The sequence below is a fragment of the Hydrogenophaga sp. L310 genome, assembly GCF_055703065.1.
This window is the reverse complement of sequence record NZ_JBVPZA010000009.1, coordinates 38,836-59,752: the sequence shown is the minus strand read 5'-3', so window position 1 is coordinate 59,752 and position 20,917 is coordinate 38,836. Positions and strand designations below refer to the sequence as shown.

At 67.4% G+C, this 20,917-nt stretch carries 21 protein-coding genes; 18 read left to right on the top strand and 3 right to left on the bottom strand.

The window, feature by feature from the left end; all coding sequences use genetic code 11:
• Positions 1–11 precede the first annotated feature (11 nt).
• Genes AC0GNO_RS15585 through cobA form a run of 8 tightly spaced genes read left to right on the top strand, consistent with a single transcriptional unit; the run spans position 12 to position 7,511 of the window.
• Positions 12–1,964: an NAD(P)-binding protein gene (locus tag AC0GNO_RS15585; protein ID WP_472904599.1), complete on the top strand. Its 1,953-nt coding sequence runs from the start codon at positions 12–14 to the stop codon at positions 1,962–1,964.
• 5 nt (positions 1,965–1,969) lie between these two features.
• On the top strand, positions 1,970–2,455 hold the full coding sequence (locus tag AC0GNO_RS15580) for a hypothetical protein (RefSeq protein WP_472904598.1): 486 nt from the start codon (positions 1,970–1,972) through the stop codon (positions 2,453–2,455).
• Positions 2,452–3,225: a sulfate reduction electron transfer complex DsrMKJOP subunit DsrO gene (dsrO, locus tag AC0GNO_RS15575; protein WP_472904597.1), complete on the top strand. Its 774-nt coding sequence runs from the start codon at positions 2,452–2,454 to the stop codon at positions 3,223–3,225. Before AC0GNO_RS15580 ends, dsrO begins: the two co-directional genes overlap by 4 nt.
• 15 nt (positions 3,226–3,240) lie before the next feature.
• On the top strand, positions 3,241–4,461 hold the full coding sequence (gene nrfD, locus AC0GNO_RS15570) for an NrfD/PsrC family molybdoenzyme membrane anchor subunit (RefSeq protein WP_472886724.1): 1,221 nt from the start codon (positions 3,241–3,243) through the stop codon (positions 4,459–4,461).
• An 11-nt stretch (positions 4,462–4,472) separates the two neighbouring features.
• Complete coding sequence (locus AC0GNO_RS15565) at positions 4,473–5,885, top strand: cobyrinate a,c-diamide synthase (protein ID WP_472904596.1); 1,413 nt, start codon at positions 4,473–4,475, stop codon at positions 5,883–5,885.
• The gene (locus AC0GNO_RS15560; RefSeq protein ID WP_472904595.1) at positions 5,882–6,256 is read left to right on the top strand and encodes a TusE/DsrC/DsvC family sulfur relay protein; all 375 of its coding nucleotides are present in this window, start codon (positions 5,882–5,884) and stop codon (positions 6,254–6,256) included. The genes AC0GNO_RS15565 and AC0GNO_RS15560 overlap by 4 nt, the downstream gene beginning before the upstream one ends.
• Positions 6,257–6,270: 14 nt before the next feature.
• Entirely contained in the window at positions 6,271–6,663 is a 393-nt protein-coding gene (locus AC0GNO_RS15555) for a hypothetical protein (RefSeq protein WP_472886721.1), read from the top strand.
• Positions 6,660–7,511 carry a uroporphyrinogen-III C-methyltransferase gene (gene cobA / locus AC0GNO_RS15550; RefSeq protein ID WP_472886720.1) on the top strand — a complete coding sequence of 284 codons (852 nt, stop codon included), beginning with the start codon at positions 6,660–6,662 and terminating at the stop codon, positions 7,509–7,511. Before AC0GNO_RS15555 ends, cobA begins: the two co-directional genes overlap by 4 nt.
• A gap of 16 nt (positions 7,512–7,527) precedes the next feature.
• On the opposite strand, the gene AC0GNO_RS15545 is transcribed toward cobA, so the two are convergent.
• A complete protein-coding gene (locus tag AC0GNO_RS15545; protein WP_472904594.1) occupies positions 7,528–8,253 on the bottom strand; it encodes a response regulator in 726 nt (241 codons plus the stop codon).
• A complete protein-coding gene (locus AC0GNO_RS15540; RefSeq protein WP_472904593.1) occupies positions 8,250–9,446 on the bottom strand; it encodes a GAF domain-containing sensor histidine kinase in 1,197 nt (398 codons plus the stop codon). Before AC0GNO_RS15540 ends, AC0GNO_RS15545 begins: the two co-directional genes overlap by 4 nt.
• 298 nt (positions 9,447–9,744) lie before the next feature.
• Between AC0GNO_RS15540 and AC0GNO_RS15535 the strand changes: the two genes are divergently transcribed.
• From AC0GNO_RS15535 to lhpI, 8 genes are all read left to right on the top strand, one after another.
• Positions 9,745–12,666, top strand: a complete 2,922-nt coding sequence (locus AC0GNO_RS15535; RefSeq protein WP_472904592.1) for a molybdopterin oxidoreductase family protein — start codon at positions 9,745–9,747, stop codon at positions 12,664–12,666.
• Positions 12,663–13,391: a sulfite dehydrogenase subunit SoeB gene (gene soeB / locus AC0GNO_RS15530; protein WP_472886716.1), complete on the top strand. Its 729-nt coding sequence runs from the start codon at positions 12,663–12,665 to the stop codon at positions 13,389–13,391. The genes AC0GNO_RS15535 and soeB overlap by 4 nt, the downstream gene beginning before the upstream one ends.
• Positions 13,392–13,411: 20 nt before the next feature.
• Positions 13,412–14,353 (top strand): dimethyl sulfoxide reductase anchor subunit family protein, encoded by a 942-nt coding sequence (locus AC0GNO_RS15525; protein WP_472904591.1) that lies wholly within the window; start codon positions 13,412–13,414, stop codon positions 14,351–14,353.
• A gap of 39 nt (positions 14,354–14,392) precedes the next feature.
• Positions 14,393–15,331, top strand: a complete 939-nt coding sequence (locus AC0GNO_RS15520) for a sulfite exporter TauE/SafE family protein (RefSeq protein WP_472904590.1) — start codon at positions 14,393–14,395, stop codon at positions 15,329–15,331.
• A gap of 13 nt (positions 15,332–15,344) precedes the next feature.
• Positions 15,345–15,773, top strand: coding sequence for a hypothetical protein (locus tag AC0GNO_RS15515; RefSeq protein WP_472904589.1), 429 nt, complete (start codon positions 15,345–15,347; stop codon positions 15,771–15,773).
• A gap of 2 nt (positions 15,774–15,775) precedes the next feature.
• A complete protein-coding gene (locus tag AC0GNO_RS15510) occupies positions 15,776–16,597 on the top strand; it encodes a universal stress protein (protein ID WP_472904588.1) in 822 nt (273 codons plus the stop codon).
• A gap of 19 nt (positions 16,598–16,616) precedes the next feature.
• Positions 16,617–17,243 (top strand): Rieske 2Fe-2S domain-containing protein, encoded by a 627-nt coding sequence (locus AC0GNO_RS15505; protein ID WP_472904587.1) that lies wholly within the window; start codon positions 16,617–16,619, stop codon positions 17,241–17,243.
• A gap of 77 nt (positions 17,244–17,320) precedes the next feature.
• Entirely contained in the window at positions 17,321–18,283 is a 963-nt protein-coding gene (gene lhpI, locus AC0GNO_RS15500; protein WP_472904586.1) for a bifunctional Delta(1)-pyrroline-2-carboxylate/Delta(1)-piperideine-2-carboxylate reductase, read from the top strand.
• A gap of 44 nt (positions 18,284–18,327) precedes the next feature.
• Here the strand turns inward: lhpI and AC0GNO_RS15495 are convergent, their stop codons facing one another.
• Positions 18,328–18,831, bottom strand: coding sequence for a MarR family winged helix-turn-helix transcriptional regulator (locus tag AC0GNO_RS15495; protein WP_472886709.1), 504 nt, complete (start codon positions 18,829–18,831; stop codon positions 18,328–18,330).
• A 120-nt stretch (positions 18,832–18,951) separates the two neighbouring features.
• On the opposite strand from AC0GNO_RS15495, the gene AC0GNO_RS15490 reads away from it, so the two are divergent.
• Positions 18,952–19,920 carry a Bug family tripartite tricarboxylate transporter substrate binding protein gene (locus tag AC0GNO_RS15490; protein WP_472904585.1) on the top strand — a complete coding sequence of 323 codons (969 nt, stop codon included), beginning with the start codon at positions 18,952–18,954 and terminating at the stop codon, positions 19,918–19,920.
• A 2-nt stretch (positions 19,921–19,922) separates the two neighbouring features.
• The gene (locus AC0GNO_RS15485; RefSeq protein WP_472904584.1) at positions 19,923–20,915 is read left to right on the top strand and encodes a Bug family tripartite tricarboxylate transporter substrate binding protein; all 993 of its coding nucleotides are present in this window, start codon (positions 19,923–19,925) and stop codon (positions 20,913–20,915) included.
• Positions 20,916–20,917: the final 2 nt, after the last annotated feature.

The window sequence follows — 20,917 nt, the reverse complement described above, 5'->3', positions numbered from 1 at the left end:
GGAGACAAGACATGTCAGCCAACCCCGAATCCGTCAGCGTCCAGCCCCTCAACTTCCGGCGCTACAAGGATGGCGACCACAAGCCGGGGCCCTGGCAGAAACAGATCTTCAACGCCGATCATTCGCACAAGTGCCCGACCTACATCCAGAGCACGCCGCCCTGCCAGGGCAGTTGCCCATCGGGGGAAGACATCCGCGGTTACCTGAACATCGTGCGTGGCATCGAGAAGCCGCCGGCCGGCATGCCCTGGCAGGAATACGCCTTCCGCCGCCTGACCGAAGCCAACCCCTTCCCCTCGGTGATGGGCCGGGTCTGCCCGGCGCCCTGCGAGTCGGGCTGCAACCGCAACCAGGTGGAAGACTTCGTCGGCATCAACTCGGTCGAGCACTTCCTGGGCGAGTACGCCATTGCCAACAACCTGGGCTTCAAGAAACCGGATTTCTCCAGCGGCAAGAAGGTGGCCGTCATCGGCGGTGGCCCGGCCGGCCTGTCAACGGCCTACCAGCTCGCGCTGCGTGGCCATGCCGTCACGCTGTTTGACGAACGCGCCGAGCTCGGCGGCATGATGCGCTACGGCATCCCGGGCTTTCGCACACCGCGCCAGGTGCTCGACGCCGAGATCCAGCGCATCCTGGACCTGGGTGTGGTGGCGCGCACCAACTGCCGCATCGGCACCGACATCACGATGGACCAGATCCGCGCCGATTTCGACGCCGTGTTCCTCGGTCTTGGGGCCCAGTCCGGCCGCGGCCTGCCGGTCGAGGGCGCGGATGCGCCCAACTGCGTGACCGCGACCTCCTTCCTCAAGGCTTTCAACGACGGGCGCCTGCGCCATGTGGGCAAACGCGTGGTGGTGGTCGGTGGTGGCGACACCTCGATCGACGTCGCCACGGTGGCGCGCCGCCTGGGCCACATCGACCAGATCCACGAGAGCGACCGCCCCGAGCACGCGATCGCCGGCCACGTGGCGCACGACGTGGCCGCGGTGTCGGCCAAGCAAGGCGCGGACGTGACGCTGACCTCCATCTTCTCGGTGGACAAGATGCAGGCCTCGCGCCACGAGGTCGAGCACGCCTTGTCCGAAGGCATCGCCATCCGCGGCGGCCTGGCACCGGTGGGCGTCGTGCGCGGCCCGGACGGGCGCGCCACCGCACTGCGCGTGATCCGCTGTGAAGCGAAGATCGTGGGCGGCAAGCTGGAAATCAAGAACATTGAGGGCACGGAAGAAGATCTTCCCGCCGACCTGATCGTCTCGGCGATCGGTCAGGCGGTGGACTTCACCGGGCTGGAGGAATTCAACAACGGCAAGGGCGCGGTGCCGGCCGACAAGAACTACCAGGTGCAGCCGGGCGTGTTCGCCGGTGGCGACATCATCCGCCCGCACCTGCTGACCACGGCCATCGGGCATGGAGCCATCGCAGCCGAGGGCATTGACCGCTTCCTGCAGGGCGAGGCACTGGAGAAGCGACCCAAGATCGACGTGCACGTCTTCGACCTCCAGCGCAAGATGATCGAGAAGGGCCTGACCTTCAGCGAGGTGCACGAGCCGATCCACGGCACCGACAAGAGCAATGTGGCGATCCACAACTTCGACAACCGCTCCGACCGCTACGTGATCTCGCACAAGGAGCTGTTCCTTGGCCACTTCGCGTACACGCCGCGAAGCAAGCGCACCATCGTCAGCCTCACGGCCGAGGAGGCGCTGGGCAACTTCGACGAGCGCCTGCAGGCGCTGGTGGAAGCCCAGGCGCAGGCCGAGGCCAAGCGCTGCATGAGCTGTGGCCAGTGCTTCGAGTGCGACAACTGCGTGGTCTATTGCCCGCAGACCGCGGTGTTCAAGGTGCCCAAGTCGAAATCGACCACCGGGCGTTATGTGGACACCGACTACAGCAAGTGCATCGGCTGCCACATCTGCCAGGACGTCTGCCCGACCGGCTACATCCAGATGGGTCTGGGAGAGTGACGTCGATGGGCCGGCTTCGCCACCTTTTTCGTGCTGCGGCAGCGCTCCTGCTGCTGGGCGGCGCTGCAGTGCTCGCGGCCGATGCGCCGCAGGCCCGTACGCGCGTGCCACAGCCGGTGATCGAGTCGGCACGCGGTGGCCAGTGCGTGGAAGACCCGGCCATCATGCGGCGCGACCACATGAAGTACCTCCGGCACCAGCGCGACGAGACCGTGCACGGCGGCCTGCGCGGTGCGAAGTACAGCCTGAAGACCTGCATCGAATGCCACGCCAGCCAGACCACCCAGAGCGTGGCGGCCACCAAGACCAACTTCTGCGTCAGCTGCCACAGCTTTGCCGCGGTGAAGATCGACTGCTTCGAGTGCCACGCCACCCAGCCCGCAGCGACCTCCGCCTTCCACCCGCTGGTCCATCCCTCCGGCACCACCGCCCAGCTCACCCGGCTGGTGCGCGCGCTGGGTGCCGAAACCCCTTCTGCCCCACGACCATGAAGTCGGAAACCCCAACCCCTTCGAAGGACGCTGCCCAGCCCGAGCGCCGCGGCTTCCTGGGCGTGGCCGCTGCGGGCCTGGCCGGCATCCTGCTGGCACCCGGCGTGCGCCTGATCGAGATCGCACAGGCAGCTCCCGCTGCGGGTGCAGCCACCGCTGGTGCCGACCCCCAGGTGCGCTGGGGCATGCTGATCGACAGCACCAAGTGCAGCAGCGGTTGCACCGACTGCGTGACCGCCTGCCGCAGCGAGAACGGCCTGCCCGAGAACCCGGGACCGACCGACGCGCAGTGGATCCGCAAGATCGAGATCAAGGAAATACGAACCGGCAGGACGCAGTCGCTGCCCGTCATGTGCCAGCACTGCGCCGAGCCACCCTGCGTGGACGTCTGCCCGACCGGCGCCTCCTTCAAGCGCGCCGACGGCATCGTGCTGGTGGACAAACACATCTGCATCGGCTGCCGCTACTGCGTGATGGCCTGCCCCTACAAGGCGCGCTCCTTCATCCACGAGCCGGTGACCGGTCAGAAACCCGACGTGCCGCGCGGCATGGGCACGGTCGAAGGCTGCACGATGTGCGTGCACAAGGTGGACCGCGGCGAGCAGCCAGCCTGCGTGCAGGCCTGCAGCGCCGCCGGCCATGGCGCCATCGTGTTCGGCAACCTCAACGATCCGGAGAGCGAGATTTCCCAGCGCGTGGCCCGGTACGCCACCCGCCAGATCCGTGAGGACCTGAATCTCGACACCGGCGTGCGCTACATCGGCATCTGAAAACGAGGCCCCAGCATGAAGATCGCCCTGCGTCAAATCGAAGGCCGGAGCCCCGCCTACTGGCTGCTGCTGGCCGGTCTGCTGCTGGTCACCGCCATCGGTCTGGCTGCCGCCTGGACCATGGAACACCACGGTCACGTCATCACCGGCATGAACAACCAGATCGTCTGGGGCCTGCCGCATGTGTTCGCGGTGTTTCTGGTGGTCGCAGCCTCCGGCGCACTCAACGTGGCGTCCATGGCGTCGGTGTTCGGCAAGACGGCCTTCAAGCCACTGGCGCCACTCTCGGGCCTGCTGGCCATCGCGCTGCTGGCCAGTGGTCTGGCCGTTCTCATGCTCGACCTCGGCCGGCCGGACCGGCTGATCGTGGCCATGACCTACTACAACTTCAAGTCCATCTTTGCCTGGAACGTGATCCTGTATTCCGGTTTCATGGGCCTGGTGGTGGCCTACCTGTGGACCATGATGGAGCGTCGCATGAACGTCTGGTCGAGCTGGGCCGGCCTGGCCGCCTTCGTCTGGCGACTGCTGCTGACCACCGGTACCGGCTCGATCTTCGGTTTCCTGATCGGTCGCCAGGCCTTCGGTTCGGCGTTGATGGGGCCGATGTTCATCGTCTACTCGCTGTCCTATGGGCTCGCCATCTTCCTGCTGGTGCTGCTGGCGATCAGCCGCTGGAGCGACCGGCCGCTGGCCGCGGACATGTTCGCCCGTCTGGTGCGCCTGCAGGCCATCTTTGTCGCCTGTGCCGCCTACTTCGTGCTGGTCTACCACCTGACCAACCTCTACTTCGCCAAACAGCACGGGCTGGAGCGCTTCCTGCTGCTCGATGGCGGGCTCTACCCGGCCCTGTTCTGGATCGGCCAGATGGCGCTGGGCAGCATCCTGCCCCTGGCCCTGCTGTTGCATCCGCGCAGCCGTGGCTCGTACGCAGCCGTGGCCCTGGCCGCGCTGCTGGTGATGGCTGGCGGCATGGCCCAGATGTACGTCACCATCATCGGCAGCCAGGCCTATCCGCTGCCACTGTTTCCGGGCTTTGAAGTCAGCAGCAGCTTCAGCGACGGCGTGGTCAACGCCTACGCCCCCAGTCTGCCGGAGTGGCTGCTCGGTTTCGGTGGCTTTGCCCTGGTCGGCGTCATCGTCGTGCTGGCGATCAAATGGCTGGGCTTTGTGCCGGCGCGGCTGGACCAGTTCCCGCCCGACAGCAGCCCGCACGACCTGGCTGCCAGCCACTGAACCCCGCTGCCATGAACCGCCTGCTCGTCTCTGCCGCACACAAGTCTTCGGGCAAAACCACGGTCAGCCTGGGCCTGTGCGCGGCCTTCGCCGCGCGCGGGCTGGCGGTGCAGCCCTTCAAGAAGGGGCCGGACTACATCGACCCGATGTGGCTGGCGCGTGCGAGCGGTCGCGCCTGCTACAACCTCGATCCCTACCTCATGACGCCGGAACAGATCGGTGCCTTGTTTGCACGCCACGCAGGCAGTGCCGACATCAGCATCGTCGAGGGCAACAAGGGGCTGTACGACGGACTGGCGCTGGACGGCAGCAACAGCAACGCCGCGCTGGCGCAGCTGCTGGGCCTGCCGGTGCTGCTGGTGATCGACGCGCGCGGCATGACGCGCGGCATCGCGCCGCTGATCCTCGGTTACCAGGCCTTTGACCGCCGCATCCGCATCGGCGGCGTCATCCTGAACCGCCTGGGCGGCAGCCGGCACGAGGCCAAGCTGCGCGCCGTGATCGAACACTACACCGATGTGCCGGTGCTGGGGGCCATCGCCGAAGACACCGACCTGGCGGTGGCCGAGCGCCACCTGGGCCTGATGCCGAGCAACGAACACGCCGACGCCGCGCGGCAGATCGGCCTGATCGGCGAACGCATCGCCGCCCAGGTCGACCTCGCGCGGGTACGCGCGCTGGCCACCAGCGCGCCGGCGCTGAACCTCTCGGCCATGCCCATGGCGCCCGTGGCCAGTCCGGCGCAGCCCGTTCGCATCGCCCTGGCGCAGGACCGGGCCTTCGGCTTCTACTACCCGGACGACCTGCAGGCCCTGCGCGACGCGGGCGCCGAGCTGCTGCCGTTCGACACCCTGAGCGACCCGGCGCTGCCCGATGCCATCGACGGCCTGTTCATCGGCGGCGGATTTCCCGAGCTGTTCATGCACGAGCTGCAGGCCAATGCTTCGCTGCGCACGCAGATCGCCTCTGCCATAGCAGCCGGCCTGCCCACCTACGCCGAATGTGGCGGCCTGATGTACCTGGCGCGTTCGCTGCAATGGCGCGGCGAACGCTGCGAGATGGTGGGCGCGGTGGCGGGCGATGCCACGCTGCATCAGAAGCCGGTGGGACGCGGCTATGTGCACCTGGCCGCCACCGAACACATGCCCTGGGCCGGTCTGCAGGGTGAGGCTGTGCGCGCCCACGAATTCCACTATTCCAGCCTGGACGGGCTGCCGGCAGACACGGTTTACGCCTGGCGGATCACGCGCGGCCACGGCATCGATGGGCGGCACGACGGCGTCGTGATGCACAACCTGCTGGCCACTTACGCCCACCTGCGCAGCGTGGCGGGCACCGATTGGGCACGGCATTTTGTCGACTTCGTGCGTGCCCGGCGTTCGCTCTGCGCCCGCGTGGAACAACCAGAAAGGCTCGTCGCATGAACGCTACGCTCACGCCCCCAGCCGATGCTTTCACCCGCATCCTCATGGTCCACGGTCACCCGGTCGAAACCGACTCCGAAGGCTACCTGCGGCATCTGGGCGACTGGTCGGAAGACTTCGTGCGCGCGCTGGCCGCACAAGAAGAACTGACGCTGACAGATGAACACTGGGAGCTGGTGCGCTACCTCCGCGCGTACTACGCCGAGCACGGCGTGCAGGCCCAGGTGCGCGCCATGATCAAACACTTCACGGTGGTCTGGGGCCCCGAACGCGGCAGCAACCACCACCTGCACGACCTCTTCCCCCGTGGGGGTCCGCAGAAACAGGGCAACCGGCTGGCCGGCCTGTTGCGCACCAAAGGCGAACACTGAAAGCGGCCCACAGCATGTTCACACTCACAGCAACCGCAGCAGAACAGATACGACAGGCGGCCCGCGAGAGCGACGCCGAGCAACTGGCCCTGCGCGTGGCCGCGCGGCGCGAGCCCGACGGCTCCATCGGCTACGGCATGGGCTTTGACGATGCCGCCGACAACGACACGCGCCTGATGCTGGAGGATGTGGCGGTGGTGATCGCCGCGGCGCACGCCGACCTGCTGGAAGACACCGTGCTCGATTTCGTCGAGCTGGAGCCGGGCCAGTTCAACTTCATTTTCGTGAGCCAGCAACTGGTGGCCCAGCCCCCCGCCGCCAGCGGCTGCAGCACCGGCGGTGGTGGTTGCGGCAGCGGTGGCTGTGGCACGGGTGGCGGTTGTGGAACGGGGAGTCGATACCTATGAACATCCGACCTTTTGGCCAGCGATCACGCGGCTGTGTCTACCTGGTGGGCGCCGGGCCCGGCGACCCGGAACTGCTGACGCTCAAGGCGGTGCGCCTGCTGGAGCAGGCCGACGTCATCGTCTACGACAACCTGGTGTCCTCGGGCGTGCTGGACTTTGCGGCACCGGGCGCGCAGCGCATCTTTGCCGGCAAGCGGCGCAACGAACACACCATGCGCCAGGAGCAGATCAATCTGCTGCTGGTGCAGCTGGCGCGCGAGGGCAAGCAAGTGGTGCGCCTCAAGGGGGGCGACCCCTTCGTCTTCGGCCGGGGTGGCGAGGAGATGCAGGAGCTGGCCGCGCACGGCGTGGACTTCGAGGTGATCCCCGGCGTGACCGCCGCCTGCGGCGTGGCCAGCTACGCAGGCATTCCGCTCACGCACCGCGACCACGCCCAGGTCGCCATGTTCGTCACCGGCCACCTGAAGGACGGCAGCGCCAACCTGGACTGGGAAGCGCTGGTGCGCCCGAACCAGACCGTGGTGATCTACATGGGGCTGAACGCCCTGCCCGACATCTGCCGCCAGCTGATGGCGCACGGCGCCCCGTCCACACGGCCCATTGCCGCCGTGCAACACGGCACCCTGGCCACACAGCAGGTGCTCACCGGCACACTGGCCGACCTGCCGGCCAAGGTGGCGGGCAGCGGCTTCACCTCGCCCAGCCTGCTGATCGTGGGTGACGTGGTCAAGCTGCACGGCACCCTGCACTGGTTCGACCCGCAGACCGGGGCCGACAGCAGCCTGTCGCCCGCCCACCACGAGGTGCCACGGCAGTTGCCTGCGCTCAACGCGGCCGCAGCCAACTGAAGTGGCGCAAAGGCTTTCAGGAAGACCGGCGCCCCGAGGGGCTCTCCGGCTCGCCGCCCTTGACCGAATGTTCGGCCGAGGTGCGGTGCTCGAACGCAAACACGGCCGCTTCCACGCGCGAACCCAGGTCGAGCTTGGCCATGATGTGGCGCACGTGCAGCTTGACGGTGTTGTGGCTGATGTCCAGCGCCTGCGCGATCACCTTGTTGCTCTTGCCGCGCGCCACATGGTCCAGCACCTGTCGCTCCCGCTCGGTCAGCGTGTCCACCAGGTCGCGCTTGACCGAACCTTTCTGTCCGCTCTGCCACATCTGGGCCAGCTTGGCGGCCATCGCCGGGGCCACCACCAGCTCGCCGCGTGCGGCACGGCCGATGGATTCGATCACGTCATCGGGGTCCATGTCCTTGAGCAGGTAGCCCCGCACGCCGGCACGCAGTGCCGCCGACAGGTCGTCTTCGCTGTCGCTCATGGTCAGCACGACCACCGGCACATCAATACCCTCCGTGCGCACCGTGCGCAAGACGCTCAGACCATCGACCGCGCCCAGGCTCAGGTCGAGGATCATCAGCTCGGGCTGGCACTCGCGCAGCAAGGGAATCACCTGCGCGCGATCCCCGGTGGCCGCGACCACGACCATGCCGCTGCGGTTCTGCAACAACTCGGACAGCCCGCTTCGGCACATGGCGTGGTCGTCCACCAGCATCACCCGGGTCTGCATGGCCTGTGTGGCGGGCGTCGTCATGGTGTGCGTTCTGCGGTGGTGGCGGGTGCCGTGGGCAGCAGCAGGCGCACGCGGGTACCGCCACCGGCGTTTTCGCCGACCTCCAGGCTCGCCCCCAGGCGCTGGGCCCGGCTCTGCATGATCTCCAGCCCGAAATGGGTGGACGCCGAGAGCCCCTTGGCCGTGGTCACGATGGTGGAAACGCCCGGCGCGGCCATGCCCAGGCCATCGTCCTCGATCACGAATTCGAGGCCTGCGGGGGTCTTGTTGATGGCGACCACCGCATGGCGGGCCATGGAGTGCTTGGCGATGTTGGCCAGCGATTCCTGCACGATGTGAAACACCTGCACCTCCTGGGCGTCGGACAGGTTCAGGTGCCGGACCGTGTTCCGGATCTCCAGCGAGATACCGTTGCGACCGAAGAATTCGGCGGCGATGCCCTGGAGCGCGTGCAGCAGCCCCAGCGGGTCCATGCGGGTGCGGAAATAGGTCATGACCTCGCGCAGGTTGTCATGCACCTCCCCCACCGCCTGCTTGACGTCCGAGAAGTACTTGATGGCTTTCGGGTCGTCGTGGGCCAGCATCGCATCGTTCAGCAGCGGCAGGCGCATCCTCGCGTAGGCCAGCGTCTGAGCAATGGCATCGTGCACTTCGTTCACCATTTCCTGGCGTTCCTTCATCACGGTCAGCCGCAGACGCTCGCGCTCGATCCGGGCATTGTGCAGCGACAGGCCCAGGAGCTGCCCGATCAGACGCAGGATGGTCTGCGTCGTCGGCGGGATCTGGACCCTGGACTCAAAAAACAGGTTGTAGATGCCCAGCACCTGATCGGCGTGCGACAGCGAGATGGCCAGCACACCTTTGCATTGCCCACCGAAATAGTGCCCGCCGCCTTGCCGGTCACAGGAACGCAGATCGTCCACCCAGCCCAGCACGTCGGCGCCCACCGCGGCGCCGCACATGCCGCACCCGCGATCCACCAGTTGCTCGGCCTCCTGCACATGCTGCGGCAGGCCCTGCTGCGCCACCAGCCGCATGTGAAGCCCGTCATCGGTCACCACCCGCACGGCGCCAGCCTGTGCCCCGGCGAGATCAAGTATGGGCCCCAGAAAGCGCTGGAGCAACAACTCCAGATCGCCAGACGCAACACCTGGCACCATCACGCCCGGGATGTCGGCGCTGGCTTGTGCAGGGGAGGCGGAAAGCGTTGGCATGTTGAGGGTAGACCCAGGTCAGGCAAGGAGTCCGAACCATATTAGTCCACAAGCATGCGCTAATGCATGCTGAAAACCCCAAGGCGCGCGAGCGCATCTGCTGTTAGTGCCGCGCGGGAAACCCAGGCGACGGCGGCGGCCGGTCACGCTACCCATATGGGTGATGCCGGCTTACCCGTGTCGGTAATAGACGGGGATGCCCCCCCTGTCTTTAATAAGACCCTACTGACAGTCCGGCCTGTGCGAAGCGAGGGTGGACGGTTTGCATGGCTTCATCTTCAGCAAAAACACCCCACGCATGTCTGCCACGCCGCTTCACGACCCCTGCAGCCCCCCACTGGCGGGAGCCACCACCGAGACGCGCAACACCACCTGTTACATGTGCGCCTGCCGCTGCGGCATCCGGGTGCACCTGCGCAACGGCGAGGTGCGCTACATCGAAGGCAATCCCGAGCACCCGCTGAACCAGGGCGTGATCTGCGCCAAGGGTTCGTCGGGCATCATGAAGCAGTACTCGCCGGCCCGTCTCACCAAGCCGCTGCTGCGCAAGCCCGGCAGCGAACGCGGCGACGGCGAGTTTGTCGAGATCGAGTGGGAAGCCGCCTTCTCGATGCTGGAGCAGCGGCTGCAGAAGATCCGCTCCACCGACCCCAAGCAGTTCGCCCTGTTCACCGGGCGCGACCAGATGCAGGCCCTGACCGGCCTGTTTGCGCGCCAGTTCGGCACCCCCAACTACGCGGCGCACGGCGGCTTCTGCTCGGTCAACATGGCCGCCGGGATGATCTACACCATCGGCGGATCCTTCTGGGAATTCGGCGGCCCGGACCTGGAACGCGCCAAGCTGTTCGTGATGATCGGCACGGCCGAAGACCACCACTCCAACCCGATGAAGATGGCGCTGTCGAAGTTCAAGCGCAACGGCGGGCGCTTTGTGTCGATCAACCCGGTGCGCACCGGCTATTCCGCCATCGCCGACGAGTGGGTGCCCATCAAACCCGGCACCGACGGCGCCCTGTTGCTGGCGCTGATCCACGAACTCATCCAGCTCGGCCTGTACGACCGCGAGTTCCTGGCGCGCTACACCAACGCCGGTCAGCTGGTGAACCAGGACGCGGCCAGCGACGACTTTGGCATGTTCCTGCGCAAGGCCGACGGCGACACCGTGAACCCGCTGCGACCCGCCAACTTCCACTGGTGGGACCGGCTCACCGACAGCCCGGTCGCCGATCACGCCGAAGGCGCAGACCCGGCGTTGCTGGGGCACTTCAAGATGCCCGACGGCACGGCGGCCGTGCCATCTTTCCAGCTGCTGCAGGAGCGCGTGAAGCCCTACACCCCCGAGTGGGCCGAGGGCATCACCGGCATCCCGGCAGAAACCATCCGGCGCCTGGCCCACGAAATGGGCATCACCGCGCGCGACCAGAAGATCGAGCTGCCGATCGCCTGGACCGACAGCTGGGGCCAACGCCACCCCTCGGTCAAGGGCAACCCGGTGGCCTTTCACGCCATGCGCGGGCTGGCGGCGCACTCCAACGGATTCCAGACCATCCGCTCGCTGGCGATCCTGATGTCGCTGCTGGGCACCATCGACCGCCCGGGTGGCTTCCGGCACAAGGCGCCGTATCCGCGCGCCGTGCCGCCCAATGCCCGCCCGCCCAAGGGGCCGCAGGCCGTCAAGCCCGACACGCCGCTCGATGGCGCGCCGCTGGGCTGGCCCGAGAGCCCGGACGACCTGTTCGTGGACGCCCAGGGCCAGCCGGTGCGGATCGACAAGGGCTTCTCCTGGGAACACCCGCTGTCGGCCCACGGCCTGATGCACAACGTCATCACCAACGCCTGGCGCGGTGACCCGTACCCGATCGACACCTTGCTGATCTTCATGGCGAACATGGCGTGGAACTCCACCATGAACACCGCCGAAGTGCGCAAGATGCTGAACGACAAACACACCGAGGGCGAACACAGCGGGGAATACAAAATCCCGTTCCTGGTGGTCTGCGATGCCTTCCAGTCGGAGATGACGGCTTTTGCCGACCTCATCCTGCCCGACACCACCTACCTGGAGCGGCACGACTGCATGTCCATGCTGGACCGCCCCATCTCCGAGTTCGACGGACCGGTGGACGCGGTGCGCATCCCGGTGGTGCCACCCAAGGGCGACTGCAAACCCTTCCAGGAAGTGCTGGTCGAACTGGCCGGCCGCCTCAAGTTGCCCGCGTTCACGCAGGCCGACGGCAGCCGCAAGTTCCGCAACTACCCGGACTTCATCGTCAACTACGAAACCGCGCCCGGCTCGGGCATCGGCTTCCTCGCGGGCTGGCGCGGCAAGGCGGGCGAGAAGTCGATGCGGGGCGAGCCCAACCCCAAGCAGTGGGAGATGTACGAGAAGAACAACTGCGTCTTCCACTACCAGATGCCACCCGAACACCAGTACATGCGCAACTGGAACCGGGGCTACATGGAGTGGGCGCAGCAGATGGGCCTGCGACGCGACAAGGACCCGATCGTCATCCACATCTACTCCGAATTCCTGCAAGGCTTCCGGCGCGCGGCCCAGGGCAAGCGCCCTGGCAAGCAGCCGCCTGAGCACCTGCGCAAACGCGTCGAGACCTACTTCGACCCGCTGCCGTTCTACTACGTGCCGCTGGAAGAGCAGGCCACCGACACCGTCAAATACCCGCTCAACGCCATCACCCAGCGCCCGATGGCGATGTACCACTCCTGGGACTCGCAGAACGCCTGGCTGCGCCAGATCCACACGCACAACTACCTGTTCGTCAATCCCAAAACCGCCAGCGCCGAAGGCATCGCCGATGGCGGCTGGATGTGGGTGGAGTCGCCCTGGGGCAAGGTGCGCTGCATGTGCCGCTATTCGGAGGCCGTGGAGCCCGGCACGGTCTGGACCTGGAACGCCATCGGCAAGTCCGCCGGCGCCTGGAACCTGACGCCGGACGCCAACGAATCGCAGCGCGGCTTCTTGCTCAACCACCTGATCTCGGAAGAGCTGCCCCCATCCAGCGCCGGAGCATCCCTGTCCAACTCGGACCCGATCACCGGACAGGCCGCCTGGTACGACGTGCGCGTGCGCATCTACAAGGCGCAGGCCGATGAGCCCGAACAGAGCTGGCCGCAGTTCAAGGCCGTGCCCAGAGCGCCCGGGGTCGAGGCGGCCCCCACCCGCTGGCAGGCCTGGTTTGCCGGCAAGGGGGGACGCAAATGACCCAGCTGGCCTTGGTGATCGACCTCAACGTGTGCGTGGGCTGCCACGCCTGCGTGACGAGTTGCAAACAGTGGAACACCTCGGGCACGGCCGGTGCGCTGACCGACCTGAATCCCTATGGGGCCGATCCGAACGGCACCTTCTTCAACCGGGTGCAGACCTTCGAAGTGGGCGAGTTTCCCATCACGCAGACGGTGCACTTCCCCAAGTCGTGCCTGCACTGCGAAGACCCGCCCTGCGTGCCGGTCTGCCCCACCGGCGCGAGCTACAAGCGTGCCGAAGACGGCATCGTGCTGGTCGACTACGACAAATGCATCGGCTGCAAGTACTGCACCTGGGCCTGCCCCTACGGCGCGCGCGAGTTCGATGAAGAGCGCAAGGTCATGACCAAGTGCACCCTGTGTGTGGACCGCGTCACCGACCAGGCCCTGCCCGAGCGCGAGCGCAAACCGGCCTGCGTGCTGGCCTGTCCGTCCAACGCACGCCTGTTTGGCGACGTGCACGACCCGGCGTCCGTGGTTTCCCAGGCCATCGCCGAGCGCGGCGGCTACCAGCTCATGCCCGAATGGGGCACCCGACCGGCCAACCACTACCTGCCCCGGCGCAAGACAGAGATGCGGATCCATGCCGAAGATCTGGAGCGCGTGGACAACCCGCTGAAGATCGACAGCCGACCCGCCGACGCCGCCCACCGCGACCCGGGACACGAAGATTTCGCCACCTGAACCGCAGACACCTCCACACCATGAGACCCGCTTTTTCGGTCATTTTTTTGACGACGCTGATCGGTGCCGCGCAAGGGCTGTTTTTTGCGCTGTACGGCGCCGAGCTGACGCTCCTGCCCGATACCGACGCCGCCGCCGGCCGGCAGTTCCTGTTCCTGGGCAGTGGGGTGGCGTTGGTGCTGACGGGGCTGGGGCTGATCGCCTCGTTCTTCCACCTGGGTCGCCCCGAGCGCGCCTGGCGCTCGGCCGCCATGTGGCGCACCTCCTGGCTGTCGCGCGAGGTGATTGCCCTGCCCTTCTTCATGCTGGGGCTGTTGGTGTACGGCAGCGCCCAGTATCTGGGCTGGACCCAGACCGTGCTGATCGGCGCCGTGACCGCCCTGCTCAGCCTGGCGCTGTTCGTCTGCACCGCGATGATCTATGCCTCGGTGCGCTTCCTGCAGGAGTGGGCCAGCCCCCTGACCCTGTTGAACTACCTGCTGCTCGGTTGTGCATCGGGCCTCACCCTGGCCACGCTGCTCGCGGCCCTGCTGGGCATGCCCGACCTGGTGCCCCCCTACGCGCTCGCCGCCACCGGATTGACGCTGCTGGCCGCGGTCTCGCGTGGCGCCTCGCTGCTGCGCAACGCCCGCCTGAAACCCAAATCGTCCGTGCAAAGCGCCATCGGCATCAAGCACCCGCGCATCGTGCAAAAGGCGCAGGGCTTCATGGGTGGCTCGTTCAACACACGGGAGTTCTTCCACGGCCAGAGCGCGACCTTGCTGCGCTCGGTGAAATGGGTCTTCCTGCTGCTGGTGTTTCCCTTGCCACTGCTGTGTCTGGCGCTGGCCCTGTCCAGCGCATCCACGGCCTGGCTGCTGGCGGCCTTTGCCCTGCAGTACCTGGGCCTGCTGGCCGAACGCTGGTACTTTTTTGCGCAGGCGAACCACCCGCAAAACCTGTACTACCAGACCATTTCCTGAATGCGGTCCACCATGCCCCGGTTGACCCCTGCGTCGTTGATGCCCGTTTTGAAAGCCTGCGTGGCCCTGGGCTGCTTCTTCATGCTGCCCGACCTGGCGTTCGCCGGCGACAGCGTGGTGCCCGGGAGTGCGATGCCGTGGTGGTTCTGGCCACTGGCCCTGTTCGTCACCTGCTTCCTCATCGGCATCGTGGCGGTGCCCGCCGGCATCGGCGGCGGCACGCTCTTCGTTCCGATCATCGGCGGCTTCTTTCCCTTCCATCTGGACTTTGTGCGCGGCGCCGGTCTGCTGGTGGCGCTGGCGAGCGCCCTGGCCGCCGGGCCCTTCCTGCTGCGGGGCGGCCTGGCCAGCCTGCGCCTGGCGCTGCCGCTGGCCTTGCTGGCCTGCATGAGTTCCATTGCCGGCGCGCTGCTGGGCCTGGCACTGCCTGCCGCGGCGATTCAGACCGCCCTGGGTGTGATCGTGCTGGGCATCGTGGCGCTGATGCTGGTGTCCAAAAAATCGGAGTTTCCTCACGTGCCGCAACCGGACCGCCTGTCGTCCGCCCTGGGCATTCACGGCGTGTTCATCGACGGCGCATCGGGGCGCTCCATCGACTGGCAGGTCCACCGCACGCCCATGGGGCTGGTCCTGTTCCTGGCCATCGGCGTCATGGCCGGGATGTTCGGGATCGGCGCGGGCTGGGCCAATGTGCCGGCGCTCAACCTGCTGATGGGCGCGCCCCTCAAGGTGTCCGCGGGCACATCGGGACTGGTGCTGTCGCTGGTGGACTCGTCCGCCGCCTGGGTCTACCTGAACCGGGGCGCGGTGCTGCCGATGATCGCCGTGCCGTCGGTGGTGGGCATGATGCTGGGTGCGCGCCTGGGCGCCCGGTTGCTGCATGTGCTCAAAGCGTCGATCATCCGCAGGATGGTCATAGCCCTGCTGCTGTTCGCGGGCATCCGGGCCCTGCTCAAGGGTCTGGGCATCTGGGCCTGAAAGCAACCTCGCCATGAACACCACACAAGCCACCAACGCCCAGCAACAACAAGCCGAGGCCACGCGCTACGCCTGGATACTCGACTGGGGCACACGCCTCGGCGTCGTGGCGCTGTTCCTCAGTTTTGTGGCCTACCTGACCGGGCTGTTGCCGCCCCATGTCCCGCTGGAAGATCTCCCCGGCCTGTGGAACCTGCCAGTGGGTGAATTCCTGCAGCGCACCGACACGCCCACGGGCTGGGGCTGGCTGGCGCTGGCGCACAAGGGCGACATGGCCAACCTCATCGGCATTGCCCTGCTGGCGGGCTGCTCGCTGGCACCCCTGCTGGGCCTGATCCCCCTGTACCTGAAGCGGCGCGACCACGCCTACGCCGCGATCTGCCTTCTGGTGGCGGCGGTGATCCTGCTGGCCGCTTCCGGTGTGCTGACGGGAGGGCACTGAGCATGGGCCATCTCTTCACACGCCTGCTGCTGGCCACCGAACACACGGCCTACGACACCGGCGCCGAAAGCGTGGCCTTCGGCATGGCCACGCGCTGCCAGCTGCCGCTGCAAACCGTCATGCCCCTGGTCAGCAACCCGGAATACGAAGCGCTGGCACCGCAGATCGCGGCCCGCGCCGAGAGCGAGGCAGCGAACCGGATCGCCGAGCTGCGCGAGCAGGCCGGTGCGGCCGGCGTGACGATCGATCTGCGCCTGCGCCGCGGGGAGGAGCCCTACCAGGAGATCGTGCAGGAAGCCCGGGAACAGGCCAGCGACCTGATCATCATCCGCCGGCGCGGCAAGCGCAGCTTCCTGGCCAATTTGCTGGTGGGCGAGATGGTCAGCAAGGTGGTGGCACACGCGCCCTGCCATGTGCTGATCGTGCCGCGCGGTGCCCGCATGTGGAGCCAGCGCGTGCTGGTGGCCGCCGAGCCCAGTCCACAAGGGCGCCAGGTGTTCGCCGTCGGGGTCGCGGTGGCGGCCCAGTGCAGCCTGCCGCTGCATCTGGTGACCGTGGTCGCCACGGAAGGCATGCGTCCCCAGGCCGATGCCTTCATCACGGAAATGCTGGCGCTCGCCGGGCAGGGTGGCGTGGACGCCCGGGGCGAGGTGCGCTACGGCAAGCCCTTCACCGAAATTCTGGCCTCGGCGTCCGAGAGCCGGTCCGACCTGATCGTCATGGGCAGCCGGGACGACGGCCGCATTGGCCGCGCCCTGGTGGGCGGCGTGGCGCAGAAGGTGATGGGCCTGACCGAGCACCCGGTGCTGGTTCTGCATTGTTGACAACCGAAAGCAATTGACCATGAGTGACGCACTGAACTACCTGCTCAAGGCCCGGCCCGACGCGCTGAGCCACTACTTCGCCTTCCTCAAGGACGCGGGCAAACACCTCGACCCCAAGACCCGGAACCTGATCTCGGTCATCACCAAGGTCGATGCACAGACCGAGCGCGGCTTCAAGCAGTACCTGGGCCGGGCGCTGCGCGAGGGCTGCACCCCCATGGAGGTGCTGGACGCGCTGCTGATGGCCTTTCCCACGCTGGGGCTGGCCAAGATCGTCTGGGCGGTGGACATCATCCTGGCCATGAACATCCCCGAGTTCGATCCGGAGGTCCTCACCCAGACCGCCCGGTGGCACGACGTGATGGACAGCACCGGGATGGACGATGGCGCGGTGGTCCGCACGGAATGCGACGGCCGGGGGCTGTTCGTCTACCGGAACCAGCAGTCCTACAACGTGTTCGACAGCCGCTGCCCGCACCAGAGCACCGACATTCCCGAACTGGCCCTCCAGGACGGCACCCTGACCTGTCCCAAGCACCAGTGGGCATTCGACGCCCACAGCGGTGCCTGCATCAAGAAGGGCAACAGCCCGCTCAAGCGCTTCGAGTCCAGGGTGGTCGAGGGGCGGATCCACGCGCACTGGTAGCAAGCGCCCAGCCGCACAGAAGCGGGTGCACGCAGGCCGGACCTCGAACGGGGTCGGGCAGGCGCTACCATCGGATGATGCAAGTTTATGAAGCGAACGCCACCCGTGCTGCCCTGCCCTTTGACCGACTGATCGCCGCGCTGCGCGAGCGTTTCGCGGGCGGTTGCGAAGTGCCGGCCCGCCACGTCCACGAAATCACCAGCCCTGCGGGCGAAGGCGGTGGCGACCTCGCCAGCCGGCGCATGACCTCGCTGATCATGCCGGCCTGGCTGCCAGGGAAGTACTACGGCGTGAAGATCGTCAACATCGTGCCCGGCAACGCCAAGCGCGGCCTGCCCGGCCTGCACAGCAGCTACCTGCTGTTCGACGCGCGCACCGGCGTGCCTCTGGCGCAGATTGACGGCGACGAAATCACGCAACGCCGCACGGCGGCAGCCTCGGCGCTGGCGGCGTCTTACCTGGCGCGCACCGATGCCAAGCACCTGCTGGTGGTGGGTGCGGGCCGGGTCGCGCAACTGCTGCCCGCCGCCTACCGCGCGGTGCGACCGATCGAACGCGTGACGGTGTGGGCGCGGCGCCCTGGCGAGGCGCAGGCCATGGCTGCGCAGGTGCGCGAGGCGGGTCTGCCCGCCTTTGCCAGCACCGATCTGGCGGCCGCCTGCAGCGAGGCCGACATCGTGAGTTGCGCGACGCTGTCCAACGAACCGCTGGTGCGCGGCACCTGGCTCGCCCCCGGCTCGCACCTGGACCTGATCGGCGGTTTCACGCCCGCCATGCGCGAGGCCGACGACGCCTGCTTCGAGGGCGCGCGCCTGTTCGTCGACACCGACGAGGCGCTGCAGAAAAGCGGCGACCTGCTGGTGCCGATGCAGCACGGCGTGTTGCGTGCCGACGATGTGCGCGGCACGCTGACCACGCTGGCCAAGGGCGTGGCCACCGGGCGCAAGAACGAGCAGGAACGCACGGTGTTCAAGTCGGTCGGCACGGCGCTGGAAGACCTGGCCGCGGCGGTGCTGGTCTACGAATCGTCGCGGGACTGAGCCGGGCCTGAGCGCCACAGCGGGCGCAGGCCCTGGGCGAAACCTCAGTCGCCACCGTCCGGCGGCGGCAGCCGGACCTTCGACGCCGCCAGCATGCGGCCGGCCTGCGCCTGCAGGGCATTCACCACCTCGTCGAGCTGCTGGCGCTGCAGGGCCGAGAGACCGGACACCAGTTCGCGGTTGATCGCCATCACACGCGGCAGGATCTGGGCGTACATGTGCCGGCCTTCGTCGGTCAGGAACACGTGCACCTCGCGCCGGTCCGACGGGCGTGGCTGACGCGTGATCAGCTTCTTCGCCACCAGCGAGGTCAGCGCGCGCGAGGTGCGGGCGCGGTCCAGCATGGCGTGCTCGGCCAGCACGGAAGACAACACACCTTCGTGTTCGTTCAGCACCGACAGCACGCGCCACTCGCGCCGCGTGATGCCGAACTCGCTCTCGCACAGCTGCACCACCAGCCGACCAGCGGTGCTCTGGATGCGGTGGAGCCGGTACAGCAGCAGATCGCCCTGTCGTTGCGGATCGCTGACCCGGTCGGGAAGGTGCATGGTCACAGTCTCAGGGAAAACACCGGGAACGATTGATTTCTGCAATTGATTGTGAATGCCTAGCATCCGGGATTCCAGCGGGGAAACACCCGTTTGATGCACATCAATCAGGAGACCAGCATGCAACGACGCAAGTTCACAGCCATCACACTGGCCACGGCCGCCACGGCCGCACTGGCCCTCCCCGCCTTCGCGCAGACCCCGGCGGCGCCGCTGAAGATCGTCGTCGGCTTCCCGCCCGGCGGTTCGGCCGATTTGCTGGCCCGGCTGATGGCCGAGGGGCTGAAGAACGACTTTTCATCGGTCATCGTGGAAAACAAGCCCGGCGCGGGCGGCCGTATCGCGCTGAGCACGGTCAAGCGCGCACCGGCCGACGGCCAGACCGTGGTGCTGCTGCCCAGCGGGCCGATGGTGCTGTTCCCGCACGTCTACAAGAAGCTGGACTACGACGCCGTGGCGGACTTCACGCCGATCTCGCTGCTGGCGCATTTCCAGTTCAGCGTGGTGGCCGGGCCGTCGGCGGGCGTTAAGAACGTGGCCGAGATGCTGGCCAAGGCCAAGGCGGCGCCAGGCAAGAGCACCTACGGCACACCCGGCCAGGGCACGCTGCCGCACTTCATGGGTGTGATGTTCGGCCAGAAGGCGGGCGCCGAGCTGACGCACGTGCCCTTCCAGGGCGGTGGCCCGGCCAACACGGCGCTGCTGGGTGGCCACATCGACTACAAGTTCGACGTGGTGACCGAGACCGCCGAGCTGCACCGCGCGGGCAAGGTGCGCATCATCGCCGTGACCGGCGCGCTTCGCGACCCGCAGGTGCCCGAGGTGCCCACGCTCAAGGAACAGGGCGTGGACATGGTGGCCACCGCCTGGTTCGCCATGTACGGCCCGGCCGGCCTGAAGCCCGAGGTGCGCGACAGGCTGAGTGCCGCTGTCGCCAGGGCCGTGCGCACGCCCGCGCTGAAGGCCAAGCTGCTGGAGCAGGGCTACGAACCGGTGGGCTCCACACCCGCCGAGCTGGCCGCGGCCCAGAAAACCGATCTGCAACGCTGGGAAGGCCCGATCAAGGCCACCGGCATCCAACTGGACTGAACATGCCCATGAAAACCTCGAACCTCTCACGCCGCACCACCCTCGCCGCCCTGGCCCTGAGCGCCGCTCTCGGCGCGGGCCTGAACACCGCCCACGCGCAGGACGCCTACCCGGCCAAGCCGGTGAAGTTCATCAACAACTTCCCGCCCGGTGGGCCGTCCGACATCCTGGCGCGCTCGGTGGCGGCCACGCTGCAGGAAACGCTCAAGCAGCCCTTCGTGGTGGAAAACAAGGCCGGTGCGGCCGGCAACATCGGCGCCGACCAGGTGGCCAAGAGCCCGGCCGATGGCTACACGGTGCTGTTCGGCATCGACACCACCTTCACCATCAACCCGCACCTGTACCCGGCCATGCCGTTCAAGCCCACCGACCTCAAGCCGGTGGTGATCATGGCGTCGTCGGGCCTGCTGCTGGGCGTGAACCCGCGCACCGGCGTCAAGAGTTTTGGCGACCTGCTGAGCCAGGGGCGAAGCAAGAGCCTGAATTTCAGCTCGGCCGGCAACGGTAGCCCGGGCCACCTGGCCGCGGCGATGCTGGGCAACAGCACGCCGGTCAAGACCACGCACATCCCCTACCGCGGCAACACGCCGGCCGTGACGGCCGTGCTGAGCGGCGAGGTGGACGGTGGCATCCTGGCCACGCCGGGCATGCTGCCGCACGTGCAGAGCGGCAAGATCACCGCGCTGGCCGTCACGAGTGCGCGACGTTCCCGGCTGGCGCCCCAACTGCCCACCGTGGCCGAGCTGGGTCTCAAGAGCCTGGAGCAGGAAGTGCTGTACCTGGTGATGGTGCCGGCGGCCACGCCCGACGCGGTGGTGCAGACCCTGGCCAAGGGCATCACCGAGGCGCTGCAGCGCCCCGACGCGAAGGAGCGTCTGGTCAAGCTGGACCTGTTCTACGAAGGCCTGACCGGCGCCGCCGCTGCCCAGCGCCTGGCCGATCTGTCGGCGCGCTACGGCCAGGTGGTGCGCGCCACCGGCATCACATCGAATTGACC